Origin of the sequence: Citrobacter sp. Ct235, from assembly GCF_030332305.1 — a bacterium.
In the GTDB taxonomy this organism is placed as follows: Bacteria; Pseudomonadota; Gammaproteobacteria; order Enterobacterales; family Enterobacteriaceae; genus Citrobacter_A; species Citrobacter_A telavivensis.
In genome coordinates this window covers 115,592-128,721 of sequence record NZ_JAOWIC010000048.1, presented here as the reverse complement: position 1 = coordinate 128,721, position 13,130 = coordinate 115,592, and the positions used below count along the sequence as shown (strand labels likewise).

At 55.7% G+C, this 13,130-nt stretch carries 9 protein-coding genes; 5 read left to right on the top strand and 4 right to left on the bottom strand.

Annotated features, from left to right (window positions below):
* The first annotated feature begins 4 nt into the window (after positions 1 to 4).
* Positions 5 to 1,999, top strand: coding sequence for a transketolase (tkt, locus tag OGY35_RS16010; RefSeq protein WP_286632783.1), 1,995 nt, complete (start codon positions 5 to 7; stop codon positions 1,997 to 1,999).
* 113 nt (positions 2,000 to 2,112) lie between these two features.
* Here the strand turns inward: tkt and OGY35_RS16005 are convergent, their stop codons facing one another.
* The 3 genes from OGY35_RS16005 to aegA all read right to left on the bottom strand — a co-directional run bounded on the left by OGY35_RS16005 (position 2,113) and on the right by aegA (position 5,889).
* Complete coding sequence (locus OGY35_RS16005; RefSeq protein WP_286632782.1) at positions 2,113 to 3,153, bottom strand: DUF1176 domain-containing protein; 1,041 nt, start codon at positions 3,151 to 3,153, stop codon at positions 2,113 to 2,115.
* 125 nt (positions 3,154 to 3,278) lie between these two features.
* Positions 3,279 to 3,854: a GDP-mannose pyrophosphatase NudK gene (nudK, locus tag OGY35_RS16000; RefSeq protein WP_286632781.1), complete on the bottom strand. Its 576-nt coding sequence runs from the start codon at positions 3,852 to 3,854 to the stop codon at positions 3,279 to 3,281.
* Between the two features lie 55 nt (positions 3,855 to 3,909).
* Positions 3,910 to 5,889, bottom strand: coding sequence for a formate-dependent uric acid utilization protein AegA (gene aegA, locus OGY35_RS15995; protein WP_286632780.1), 1,980 nt, complete (start codon positions 5,887 to 5,889; stop codon positions 3,910 to 3,912).
* Between the two features lie 212 nt (positions 5,890 to 6,101).
* On the opposite strand from aegA, the gene narQ reads away from it, so the two are divergent.
* On the top strand, positions 6,102 to 7,808 hold the full coding sequence (gene narQ, locus OGY35_RS15990; RefSeq protein ID WP_178825459.1) for a nitrate/nitrite two-component system sensor histidine kinase NarQ: 1,707 nt from the start codon (positions 6,102 to 6,104) through the stop codon (positions 7,806 to 7,808).
* A 168-nt stretch (positions 7,809 to 7,976) separates the two neighbouring features.
* Positions 7,977 to 11,090, top strand: coding sequence for a multidrug efflux RND transporter permease AcrD (gene acrD / locus OGY35_RS15985; protein WP_286632779.1), 3,114 nt, complete (start codon positions 7,977 to 7,979; stop codon positions 11,088 to 11,090).
* Positions 11,091 to 11,183: 93 nt separating this feature from the next.
* Here the strand turns inward: acrD and ypfM are convergent, their stop codons facing one another.
* Positions 11,184 to 11,243 carry a protein YpfM gene (gene ypfM / locus OGY35_RS15980; RefSeq protein WP_001386977.1) on the bottom strand — a complete coding sequence of 20 codons (60 nt, stop codon included), beginning with the start codon at positions 11,241 to 11,243 and terminating at the stop codon, positions 11,184 to 11,186.
* Between the two features lie 389 nt (positions 11,244 to 11,632).
* Between ypfM and OGY35_RS15975 the strand changes: the two genes are divergently transcribed.
* Both OGY35_RS15975 and dapE read left to right on the top strand, forming a co-directional pair.
* Positions 11,633 to 11,989 (top strand): ArsC family reductase, encoded by a 357-nt coding sequence (locus OGY35_RS15975; protein WP_286632778.1) that lies wholly within the window; start codon positions 11,633 to 11,635, stop codon positions 11,987 to 11,989.
* 3 nt (positions 11,990 to 11,992) lie between these two features.
* Positions 11,993 to 13,120, top strand: a complete 1,128-nt coding sequence (gene dapE, locus OGY35_RS15970) for a succinyl-diaminopimelate desuccinylase (RefSeq protein ID WP_152403009.1) — start codon at positions 11,993 to 11,995, stop codon at positions 13,118 to 13,120.
* The last annotated feature ends 10 nt before the right edge of the window (positions 13,121 to 13,130 follow it).

Sequence of the window (13,130 nt, the reverse complement as noted above, 5' to 3'; positions counted from 1 at the left end):
TTCTATGTCCCGTAAAGACCTTGCTAATGCCATTCGTGCGCTCAGTATGGACGCTGTTCAGAAAGCCAATTCCGGCCACCCCGGCGCGCCGATGGGAATGGCGGATATCGCCGAAGTCCTGTGGAACGACTTTCTCCGCCACAACCCGACCGATCCGAGCTGGTACGATCGCGACCGTTTTATTCTCTCTAACGGTCATGCCTCAATGCTGCTCTACAGCCTGCTGCACCTGACAGGTTACGATCTGCCGATTGAAGAGCTGAAAAACTTCCGCCAGTTACATTCCAGAACGCCGGGGCACCCGGAAATCGGCTATACGCCGGGGGTGGAAACCACGACCGGGCCACTGGGTCAGGGGCTGGCGAACGCCGTCGGTTTAGCCATTGCCGAACGCACGCTGGCGGCGCAGTTCAACCAGCCGGGTCACGAGATTGTCGATCATTTCACGTATGTGTTTATGGGCGACGGCTGCCTGATGGAAGGCATTTCGCATGAGGTCTGCTCACTGGCGGGAACGCTGGGACTGGGCAAGCTGATCGGCTTTTACGATAGCAACGGTATCTCCATTGATGGTGAAACCGACGGCTGGTTTACCGATGACACGGGCAAACGCTTTGAGGCCTACCACTGGCACGTCGTCCACGACATCGACGGTCATGACCCGGAAGCGGTAAAGAAAGCGATTCAGGAAGCGCAGAGCGTGAAGGACAAACCCTCGCTGATAATCTGCCGGACGGTGATTGGCTTTGGCTCGCCGAACAAAGCGGGCAAAGAGGAATCCCACGGCGCGGCGCTGGGCGAAGAGGAAGTGGCGCTGACGCGACAGAAACTGGGCTGGCACCACCCGGCGTTTGAGATCCCGAAAGAGATTTATCGCGCCTGGGACGCCCGTGAAAAAGGCGAGAAAGCACAGCAGCACTGGAATGAAAAATTCGCCGCTTATCAAAAAGCGCATCCGGAGCTGGCCGCCGAGTTCACGCGCCGCATGACCGGCGGTCTGCCAGAGGCGTGGAAAAAGACCACGCAGAAATACATCAACGAGCTTCAGGCGAATCCTGCCAAAATCGCCACCCGCAAGGCATCGCAAAATGCCCTCAACGTCTACGGTCCGCTCCTGCCGGAACTGTTAGGCGGTTCGGCGGACCTTGCACCGAGTAACCTGACAATCTGGAAAGGTTCGACCTCATTGAAAGAGGATCTGGCGGGTAATTACATTCACTATGGCGTGCGTGAATTTGGCATGACCGCCATCGCCAACGGCATCGCCCATCACGGTGGATTCGTGCCCTATACCGCCACCTTCCTGATGTTCGTCGAATATGCGCGCAATGCGGCGCGCATGGCGGCGCTGATGAAGGCGCGGCAGATTATGGTGTATACCCATGACTCTATCGGTCTGGGGGAAGATGGCCCGACGCACCAGGCGGTGGAACAACTGGCCAGCCTGCGTCTGACACCCAATTTCAGCACCTGGCGACCGTGCGATCAGGTTGAAGCGGCGGTGGGCTGGAAGCTGGCCGTCGAGCGTCATGATGGCCCAACGGCGCTGATCCTGTCACGACAGAACCTGGCACAGGTTGAACGCACGCCGGAGCAGGTGAACGCGATCGCCCGCGGCGGTTATGTGCTCAAAGATGGCGGTGGTAAGCCGGATATCATCCTGATAGCCACCGGTTCGGAAATGGAGATAACCCTGCTGGCCGCAGAGAAACTCACCGGTGAAGGGCGCAATGTCCGCGTGGTTTCCCTGCCCTCAACGGATATTTTCGATGCCCAGGACGAGGCATACCGCGAGTCGGTTCTGCCGTCGAACGTCAGCGCGCGCGTCGCGGTTGAAGCCGGTATCGCCGATTACTGGTACAAATATGTGGGCTTAAAAGGGGCGATTGTCGGAATGACCGGTTACGGTGAATCTGCGCCGGCAGAGAAGCTGTTCCCTTACTTCGGCTTTACGGTTGAGAACATTGTCGAGAAAGCACACAAGGTTTTGAACGCCTGATGTATGCAACGCCGGATGTATGCAACGCCGGATGACGACGCTAACGCGTCTTATCCGGCCTACGAAAAGCTATCTGTAGGTCGGATAAGACGCAGTCGCCATCCGACAGAAAATCAACGCGTGATCCATAGCGTGGGCCAGGCATCTGGCCCATGCCAGCCATCACAGCTCGGCTCTTCGGCATAACGCACCAGACGAAAACGCTGGCCGTCAAAACGCCAGCGCGTCTGGATGCCACAATCCGTTAATCCCCGCCCCTTTGCCAGAGTGACCAGTTCGCGCGACTTCTCATCAAACATGGCGTTCATCAACTCCATGTCATTGCTTTCCGCACCGCTGTTGAACGGTAAACGCAGCCGCACGGCGTGTGAGGCCAACGGTTTTTTACGCGACACGATCCACGCCAGATCGATAGTGTTATACGCCCCGGCTTCACAGGCAATCATCAGCAAGGCTTTGTCATCAGTAAGGGCGGTCACCCGCACCTCGCGGCGTGAAGGATCGAGTGAACACTTGATGCCGTTCATTCGCCAGTTGCCGTAATCAAGAAGGTCGTTGCGTTCGTCGAGGGAGAGCGGTGTTGGCGTCGGGTTAACGACGGCTACGCCTTTCAGCGCCGGGGCGGGCGGAACGCTGAGCGGTGGATCGTTACCTTTCTCAATCCACGCCGTTTCACTGCCTACCCGCTTTTGCTGCGCGTCGATGAACAACAGCGCGGCTTTCAGCCCGGCCAGCGAAATTATCTGATTGCCCTTTTGCAGGGTGACTGCCTTCCCGTCCTGAATCGTCGCCAGAAATTCTGCAATGGTTGTCGTGTCGTCCGTCATCAGGTGCCACGACGTTATTCGCCAGTGTTCCGGGCTCAGCGCCAGCGGTTTGCCGTCCAGCAACAGACGGGGCGCAATGTCCGCTTCATTGGACGGCGCGGTCAATCCGCCAAGATCGAGGCGCAGGACAGCATCGGTATGCGCCCCGGCGCTGCGACTCAGGGTCATCACCAGCCCACCGTGTTCCCCGGTGTTACGCGCGACGCAAAAATTCTGGTTATTACAGGTTACCTGCCAGTCAGAAAAGGCCTGTTGCGCGGGCGCGGCCCACAGCAAGCGGGCCGGAATCAGACCGAGCAGGAAAAGGAAAATAACGCGATAGCGCATGGACGGTAATAACCCCAGAAGTCAAACGAACAACACAGGTCGTATCTTCGTTGTGCTGTTCACCATGCTCAATCGGATTTGTCGGATAGATTCAATAATTCGTAAAGAAATATAAACCTTATTTATCAATCCATTAAATGAGAGGATTGCAAATAGTTGAGCAATAACACGGTCTTACCGTCTCGTATCTCACCGGTTTTAATCATTTCCAGCGCCCGGGTAAACGGCAATTCCAGCACGGCAATATCTTCATCTTCAACGCCGCCACCTGCACTGGCGCGCTGACTTTCGCTGTATTCGGCAATAAAGAAGTGAATCAGCTCCGTCACGCCGCCGGGGGACATGTACAGCTCAAAGAGCTTACGCACCTCGCCCACTTCATAGCCCGTCTCTTCAATGGCCTCTTTGCGAATGCAGGCTTCTGGTTCATCGTTGTCCAGTAAGCCGGCGCAGGTTTCAATCAACTGCCCGCTTTCGTTACCGTTCACCCATGTCGCTACGCGGAATTGACGAATCAGCACGACGGTCTTTTTCTCTGCGTTATACAGCAGAATCGTTGCCCCATTGCCGCGATCGTACACTTCGCGTTTGTGGCGGATGACCTCGCCGTTCGAGCGGGTGAGATCGTAAGTGATATTGCGCAGGATGAAATAATTATCAGAAAGGACTTTGTCTTTAACGAGGGTGATTTTTTGCGACATACCGGCTCCACAGCGTAAGAAGAGAAATCATACTACGCCGTGAAGCCGGTTTTGGTTAGTGAGATTTCACCGAATTAATGCCCAGCCAGTCGATGATGCCCTGCGCGGCATGACGTCCTTCCGCCATTGCCGTAACCACCAGGTCGGCGCCGCGAACCGCATCGCCACCGGCAAAGATCTTCGGGTTACTGGTCTGATACCGGTACGCGCTCTCGACGTTTGCCGCGATGCGTCCCCAGCTATCCACCTGAACACCGTGGGTCTCCAGCCACGGCATCCCGTGCGGATGGAAACCAAACGCCATGATCACGGCGTCTGCCGGCATCACAAACTCGCTGCCTGCGATCGGCACCGGACGGCGGCGTCCCTGGGAATCCGGCTCACCTAATTGCGTACGCAGGAAACGAATGCCGCAAACGCGCCCGTCCGCGCTCAGTTCCAGATCGACCGGTTGCACGTTGAACTCGAAGTTAGCCCCTTCTTCGCGCGCGTTTTTCACCTCTTTTTTCGAACCCGGCATGTTGGCTTCGTCGCGGCGATAGGCGCAGGTTACCTGACTTGCGCCATGACGCAGCGCGGTACGCACGCAGTCCATCGCCGTATCACCGCCGCCCAGCACCACCACGTTGAGTCCGGCGGTGTCGATGTACGGTTCTTCAGGATGTTCGTCCAGCCCCATCACCTGTTTGGTATTGGCAATCAGGAACGGCAGCGCGTCGTAGACCCCCGGTGCATCCTCATTGGGCAGGTCAGCCTTCATCGAACGATAGGTTCCTACGCCGACAAACACGGCGTCGTAATCTTCCAGCAACGCCTCCATTTTCACGTCTCTGCCCACTTCGCAGTTCAGCTCAAAATGGATCCCCATTGCGCTGAAGATTTCCCGACGGCGCGCCAGCAGTGATTTATCCAGTTTGAAGGCCGGGATGCCAAAGGTCAGCAGCCCGCCGATTTCCGGGTGGCGGTCAAAAACGGTGGCGCTGACGCCGTGACGCGCCAGCACGTCCGCGCAGGCAAGCCCTGCCGGGCCGGCACCAATAATCGCCACGCGCTTATCAACCTTCTGGACATGGCTCAGATCCGGGCGCCAGCCTTTACCCAACGCACGGTCAGAGATGTAGCGTTCAATGTTACCGATCGTCACCGCACCATGCTCGTCGCGCACCGTACAGGCACCTTCGCACAGTCGATCCTGCGGACAGACGCGCCCGGTAATTTCCGGCAAGCAGTTCGTCTGGTGAGACAGCTCTACCGCCGCATCAATATTCCCGGCTTTCACCAGTTCAATCCACTGGGGGATGTGGTTATGCAGCGGGCAGGTCCATTCGCAAATGCTGTGCTCACCGCACTTCAGGCAGCGAGAGGCCTCCTGTTCTGCCTGCGCCGTACGAAAGGGCAGATAGATTTCGTCAAAGCTGACTTTTCGCGCGTCGATAGCCAGTTTACCCGGCTCACCGCGCGCAGGCGTCGCGTGCATTTGCTCAATTTTGCTCATCCCGGGGGAGGCCGTCGCCGTCGCATCCGCATGCCAGGGCTGATTCTCCTGCCGGGCTGTACGTAAACGTCGCGCTTTTGCCAGTCGGGTTAACGTCCCTTCCGTCACCAGTTGCAGCGCGTCAGCAGGACAGTTTTCCACGCAGGCCGGTCCATTTTCCCGCCCCTGACAGAGGTCGCATTTATGCGCCGTTGCTTTGACCTGATCTTTGGCGACGGGCGTCAGGACTATCTGCATCGTGCCAAACGGACAGGCCACTACGCAGGATTTACAGCCGATACACTTTTGCTGATTAACCTGCACGCTGTCGTTGACGTGGCTTATCGCCCCGTTCGGACAACTGCGGGCGCAAGGAGCATCTTCGCAATGGTGGCAGGTTACCGCACTCCGCTGATGCTGATGCTTGATGACAGTGACCCGGGGCTGGTAGTGACGTTGGCTAAGGACATGTTGCTCTTCATTGTGGGCCAAGACACAAGCCACTTCACAGGCATGGCATCCCAGGCACTGTTGGCTGTTGGCCATAATAAAACGGTTCATGGCGACCTTCTTTTTTGGTTGTAAAAACCTTATTCTTTATATAAGTGTTGTTATTAACCGACTGACCACACGTCGGCAATGTTCATTTGCCCAGGAAGCGCAACTATTTCTACAGAACCTGTGGCAGATCAATTTATTTCAGCCCAGGTGAAATTACGTTTCAGATCTGCGAGGGATTTTCACCGTAAGCACTTTTAAAGGAAATTACGCGTGTGATCGTCAAACGCCCTGTCTCGGCCAGTCTGGCCCGGGCCTTTTTTTACATTGTCCTGCTCTCGATTCTCTCGACCGGCGTTGCGCTACTGACGCTGGCAAGCAGCTTGCGGGATGCCGAGGCCATTAACGTGGCGGGGTCTTTGCGCATGCAGAGCTATCGTCTGGGGTACGATCTGCAAAGCCAAAGCCCGCAGTTAAACGCCCATCGTCAACTCTTTCAGCAGGCATTAAACTCACCGGCATTAAACAATTTGAATGCCTGGTATGTGCCTCAGGCGGTGAAAGGACGCTACGCGCAACTGCATGCCAACTGGCTGGAAATGAACAACCGCCTGATCGATGGCGACCTGCAGTGGTATCAGGACAACATTAACGCCTACGTCGATAAGATCGATCTCTTCGTGCTGGCATTGCAACACTATGCCGAACGTAAAGTGATGCTGGTGGTGGGGATCTCGCTGGCGGGCGGTTTCGGGATCTTTACCCTCGTCTTCTTCACCCTGCGACGTATTCGTCATCAGGTTGTGCGCCCGCTTAATCAGTTGGTAATGGCCAGTCAGCGCATTGAACACGGTCAGTTTGACTCACCGCCGCTGGACACGCACCTCCCCAATGAACTGGGGCTGCTGGCGAAAACCTTTAATCAGATGTCGAGCGAACTGCACAAGCTGTATCGCTCGCTGGAAGCAACGGTCGAAGAAAAGACCCACGATCTCCATGAAGCCAAACGTCGTCTGGAAGTGCTGTACCAGTGCTCTCAGGCGCTGAATACCAGTCAGATTGATGTGCACTGCTTCCGTCATATTTTGCAGATTGTCCGTGATAACGAAGCGGCGCAATTCCTCGAACTTACCGTCGGCGAAAACTGGCGCATCAGCGAGGGCGAAAAACAGACCAACCTGCCCATGCAAATCCTGCCGGTAACCATGCAGGAGACGGTCTACGGCGAGCTGCACTGGCAAAGTCAGCATGTCGCCAGCGCGATCCCGCTGTTAAATAGCGTATCGACAATGCTGGGCCGCGGTCTGTACTTCAACCACGCGCAGAAACACTTCCAGCAACTGTTGCTGATGGAGGAACGCGCCACCATTGCCCGCGAGCTGCATGATTCGCTGGCGCAGGTGCTCTCGTATCTGCGCATTCAGTTGACGCTGCTCAAACGCGCCATTCCGGAAGATAACGCCCCGGCGCAGGCCATTATGGATGATTTCTCGCGGGCGCTGAACGATGCCTATCGTCAGTTGCGAGAACTGCTGACCACCTTCCGCCTGACGTTACAGCAGGCTGATTTACCTTCTGCCCTGCATGAGATGCTCGAAGCGCTGCAGGGGCAGACTGCGGCTAAACTCTCTCTGGACTGCCGCCTGCCGACGCTGGCTCTCGACGCGCAGATGCAGGTCCATTTATTGCAGATTATCCGTGAAGCGGTGCTCAACGCGATGAAGCACGCCAATGCCAGTGAGATTGCCGTCAGCTGTGTGACGGCGCCTGATGGTAATCACACGGTGTATATCCGTGATAACGGAGTGGGCATCGGCGAGCCTAACGAACCAGCGGGGCATTATGGCCTGAACATTATGCGCGAGCGTGCGGAACGTCTTGGCGGTACATTAAGTTTCTCGCAGCCTTCCGGCGGCGGGACGTTAGTGAGCATTAGCTTTCGCTCGACGGAATCAGAAGAGGACGCGAGTCATCTGACATAAATTCGCACAAAACCGGACGTGAGCGTGCGGGAAGCTGACAAACGCTGTAATCAGGCATGATAATTTACATTATCTCCTTTTTTTCTCCACGTTTGGCTCGTACCTTCCCGCTACAGTGAAGCAAGTCATACCTATAAAGATATGTAGAATAATGAGGTCCTCTTTCTGATGGCGAATTTCTTTATCGATCGCCCCATATTTGCCTGGGTGCTGGCTATCCTGTTGTGTCTGACAGGTACCCTGGCTATTTTCTCGTTGCCGGTGGAACAATATCCGGATCTGGCGCCGCCAAACGTGCGTATCACCGCGAACTATCCCGGCGCCTCCGCGCAAACGCTGGAAAACACCGTCACCCAGGTCATTGAACAGAACATGACCGGCCTCGATAATCTAATGTACATGTCATCGCAAAGCAGCGGTACCGGACAAGCGTCGGTGACGCTGAGCTTCGTTGCCGGCACCGATCCGGATGAAGCCGTACAGCAGGTCCAGAATCAGCTGCAGTCAGCGATGCGTAAACTGCCGCAGGCGGTACAGAACCAGGGCGTGACGGTACGTAAGACCGGGGATACCAACATCCTGACGATTGCCTTTGTCTCCACTGACGGTTCGATGGATAAGCAGGATATTGCGGACTACGTTGCCAGTAATATTCAGGATCCACTCAGCCGGGTGAACGGCGTCGGCGATATCGATGCCTACGGCTCGCAATATTCCATGCGCATCTGGCTGGATCCGGCAAAGCTCAACAGTTTCCAGATGACCGCGAAAGATGTCACTGACGCCATTGAGTCGCAAAACGCGCAGATCGCCGTCGGACAGTTGGGTGGAACCCCTTCCATTGATACCCAGGCGCTGAACGCCACCATTAACGCCCAGTCGCTGCTGCAAACGCCGGAACAATTTCGCGCCATTACGCTGCGCGTCAATCAGGATGGTTCAGAAGTGACCCTGGGCGATGTCGCCACCGTCGAAATGGGGGCTGAGAAGTATGACTATCTCAGCCGCTTCAATGGCAATGCGGCGTCCGGGCTTGGGGTTAAACTGGCGTCGGGAGCCAACGAAATGTCCACCGCGACGCAGGTGATTAAGCGCCTTGATGAGCTGGCGCAATACTTCCCGCACGGTCTGGAGTACAAGGTGGCCTATGAAACCACCTCTTTCGTTAAAGCCTCCATTGAAGACGTGGTGAAAACATTGCTGGAAGCCATCGCGCTGGTATTCCTCGTAATGTACCTGTTCCTGCAAAATTTCCGCGCCACATTGATCCCCACGATTGCCGTACCGGTGGTGCTGATGGGCACCTTCTCGGTGCTCTATGCCTTCGGTTACAGCATCAACACCCTGACCATGTTTGCGATGGTACTGGCGATCGGACTGCTGGTGGATGACGCCATCGTGGTGGTGGAAAACGTCGAGCGTATTATGAGTGAGGAAGGTCTCACGCCACGCGAGGCAACGCGAAAATCGATGGGACAAATTCAGGGCGCGCTGGTCGGTATCGCGATGGTGCTGTCAGCCGTCTTTGTGCCGATGGCCTTCTTTGGCGGAACCACCGGGGCAATCTATCGTCAGTTCTCCATTACCATTGTGGCGGCAATGGTGCTTTCCGTGCTGGTGGCGATGATCCTCACCCCTGCCCTGTGCGCCACCTTGCTTAAACCGCTGCACAAAGGCGAGCATCACGGGCAAACCGGTTTCTTCGGCTGGTTTAACCGCACCTTCAACCGTAACGCCGAGCGTTACGAGAAAGGCGTAGCCAAAATTCTGCATCGCAGCCTGCGCTGGATCCTGATCTATGTGTTGCTGCTTGGCGCGATGGTAGTTCTGTTCCTGCGTCTGCCAACCTCGTTCCTGCCGCTGGAAGACCGCGGCATGTTTACCACGTCGATTCAGTTGCCGAGTGGCTCTACGCAGCAGCAAACCTTAAAAGTGGTGCAGGAAGTCGAGAAATATTACTCCACCCACGAAAAAGATAACGTCCAGTCCGTGTTTGCGACAGTCGGTTCCGGGCCGGGTGGCAACGGTCAGAACGTGGCGCGTATGTTCGTACGCCTGAAAGACTGGGGCGAACGCGACTCCACCACCGGCACCTCGTTTGCCATTATCGAACGTGCGACGAAGGCTTTTAACAAAATCAAAGAGGCGCGCGTATTCGCCAGCAGCCCGCCAGCCATCAGCGGTCTCGGCAGTTCCGCAGGCTTTGACATGGAACTGCAGGATCACGCCGGTGCCGGTCATGACGCCTTAATGGCCGCACGCGACCAGCTGATTCGTCTGGCGTCGCAGGATAGCGCCCTGACCCGTGTGCGCCACAACGGTCTGGACGACAGCCCACAGTTGCAAATTGATGTCGACCAGCGCAAAGCCCAGGCGCTGGGCGTATCCATTGACGATATCAACGATACGTTGCAGACCGCCTGGGGGTCGAGCTACGTCAACGACTTTATGGATCGCGGCCGCGTGAAGAAGGTTTACGTTCAGGCTGCTGCGAAATACCGCATGCTGCCAGATGATATCAACCTGTGGTACGTGCGCAATAACAGCGGCGGCATGGTGCCTTTCTCTGCCTTCGCCACCTCACGCTGGGAGACCGGTTCTCCGCGCCTGGAGCGCTACAACGGCTATTCTGCCATCGAGATTGTCGGTGAAGCTGCGCCCGGTGTGAGCACCGGGACGGCGATGGATGTGATGGAGTCGCTGGTGCGTCAGTTGCCAACCGGATTTGGTCTGGAATGGACTGCCATGTCCTACCAGGAGCGGCTCTCCGGGGCGCAGGCACCGGCCCTGTATGCCATTTCACTGCTGGTGGTATTCCTGTGCCTGGCCGCGCTGTATGAAAGCTGGTCGGTACCGTTCTCGGTTATGCTGGTGGTGCCGCTGGGGGTCATTGGTGCGCTGCTCGCCACCTGGATGCGCGGTCTGGAAAATGATGTCTATTTCCAGGTCGGGCTACTGACGGTCATTGGTCTCTCCGCCAAAAACGCCATTCTGATCGTTGAATTTGCCAATGAGATGAACGAGAAAGGACACGATCTTCTGGATGCGACGCTGCACGCCTGTCGGCAGCGCTTACGTCCGATCCTGATGACCTCGCTGGCGTTTATCTTCGGCGTGCTGCCGATGGCTATCAGCAACGGGGCAGGTTCCGGCGGTCAACACGCCGTCGGGACGGGCGTCATGGGCGGGATGATCTCAGCAACGGTGCTGGCTATCTATTTTGTGCCACTGTTCTTCGTCCTGGTCCGTCGCCGTTTCCCGCTGAAACCGCGCCAGGAATAAGCGATAAAAAAAGGCGACCTGCCAACGGGTCGCCCTTCCTGTGTGATGAATCTCACACGGTATGTTCTGTTATTTGGTCATCCTTCCAGAAATTTATTTGCGAAGCATCACTTCAATAAAATCTTTCCAGTTCCCCAGTTCGCGTTCAATCATAACAACCTCTGCTTTTTATTATGGGCATTCTACAAAAATATTATCTCCTGGTGAAGACAAATTAACCAATTGCTGTGATTACATCCTCCGGGGTGTGGGGTAATGTCATCACTATGGCGCGCTACCCATAAATTTTATGTGACATACAGCAATAATTCGAAACAATCATACGTTATCTGGTACTCCTTCAATTTTGATTAAAAAACAGGTGGCTGCAAGTGGGAAATTCCGAATTTTGATTAAGCCGTAAATCTCCCCGGATTCAGGAATTATTATTCACATTACTTCAACAATGTTATATTTACCGATCACGATTAAATGACAAAATGTATTATCGGACGTAACGATATTGATGACTATATAGTCAATTTACGTTAATAAGGATGCAAATGATTACCCTCTACGGTATTAAAAATTGCGACACCATTAAAAAGGCCCGCCGCTGGCTGGAAGCGCGTGGCATTGACTACCGTTTTCACGATTATCGTGTCGATGGTCTGGACAACGCCCTTCTCACTTCATTTATCAATGAATTAGGTTGGGAGTCGCTTCTCAACACCCGTGGAACAACGTGGCGCAAGCTGGACGAAACCACGCGCAGTCACATCACCGATGCAGCGTCTGCCGCCGCATTAATGACTGAAATGCCGGCGATCATCAAACGCCCATTGCTCTGCGCGCCCGGTAAGCCTATGCTGCTGGGTTTTAGTGAATCCAGTTATCAGCAGTTTTTTGACGAGGTGTAGTCTATGTCGTGCCCGGTTATTGAGCTGACACAGCAGCTTATTCGCCGCCCTTCCCTGAGCCCGGATGATGCGGGATGTCAGGCGTTGATGATTGAACGCCTGCGCGCGATCGGTTTTACCGTTGAGCGTATGGATTTTGCCGATACTCAGAATTTTTGGGCATGGCGTGGACAGGGTGAGACGCTGGCGTTTGCCGGTCACACCGACGTTGTGCCAGCGGGCGATGCCGATCGCTGGATCAACCCGCCTTTTGAGCCAACTATTCGCGACGGGATGTTGTTCGGTCGCGGCGCGGCGGATATGAAAGGTTCGCTGGCGGCCATGGTGGTGGCGGCAGAGCGCTTTGTCGCTCAGCACCCAAACCACAAAGGACGTCTGGCGTTTCTGATCACCTCAGATGAAGAGGCCAGCGCAAAAAACGGCACCGTCAAGGTTGTCGACGCGCTGATGGCGCGTAATGAGCGCCTGGATTACTGTCTGGTCGGCGAACCCTCAAGCACCGAAGTGGTTGGTGACGTGGTGAAGAACGGTCGTCGCGGCTCGCTGACCTGCAACCTGACCATTCATGGCGTGCAGGGGCACGTCGCCTATCCGCATCTGGCGGATAACCCGGTACACCGCGCCGCGCCGATGCTCAACGAACTGGTAAGCATTGAGTGGGATCAGGGCAATGAATTTTTCCCGGCCACCAGCATGCAGATTGCCAACGTCCAGGCTGGCACCGGTAGCAATAACGTCATTCCCGGGGAACTGTTCGTGCAGTTCAACTTCCGTTTCAGTACCGAACTGACCGACGAGATGATCAAAGCGCGGGTGCACGCGCTGCTCGAAAAACATCAGTTGCGCTATACGGTGGACTGGTGGCTCTCCGGTCAGCCGTTCCTGACCGATCGCGGGAAGCTGGTGGATGCCGTCGTGAACGCCATCGAGCACTATAATGAAATTAAACCGCAGTTGCTGACCACGGGCGGTACGTCTGATGGACGGTTTATCGCTCGCATGGGAGCACAGGTCGTGGAGCTGGGTCCGGTGAATGCCACGATTCATAAAATCAATGAATGCGTGAACGCCGCCGACCTGCAGCTACTTGCCCGTATGTATCAACGTATTATGGAACAACTCGTCGCCTGACGAGGTTCCT

Coding starts and splice junctions, on each gene's coding strand:
- tkt (WP_286632783.1), top strand. CDS start 5: ATGTCCCGTAAAGACCTTGCTAATGCCATTCGTGCGCTCAGTATGGAC.
- OGY35_RS16005 (WP_286632782.1), bottom strand. CDS start 3,153: ATGCGCTATCGCGTTATTTTCCTTTTCCTGCTCGGTCTGATTCCGGCC.
- nudK (WP_286632781.1), bottom strand. CDS start 3,854: ATGTCGCAAAAAATCACCCTCGTTAAAGACAAAGTCCTTTCTGATAAT.
- aegA (WP_286632780.1), bottom strand. CDS start 5,889: ATGAACCGTTTTATTATGGCCAACAGCCAACAGTGCCTGGGATGCCAT.
- acrD (WP_286632779.1), top strand. CDS start 7,977: ATGGCGAATTTCTTTATCGATCGCCCCATATTTGCCTGGGTGCTGGCT.
- OGY35_RS15975 (WP_286632778.1), top strand. CDS start 11,633: ATGATTACCCTCTACGGTATTAAAAATTGCGACACCATTAAAAAGGCC.
- dapE (WP_152403009.1), top strand. CDS start 11,993: ATGTCGTGCCCGGTTATTGAGCTGACACAGCAGCTTATTCGCCGCCCT.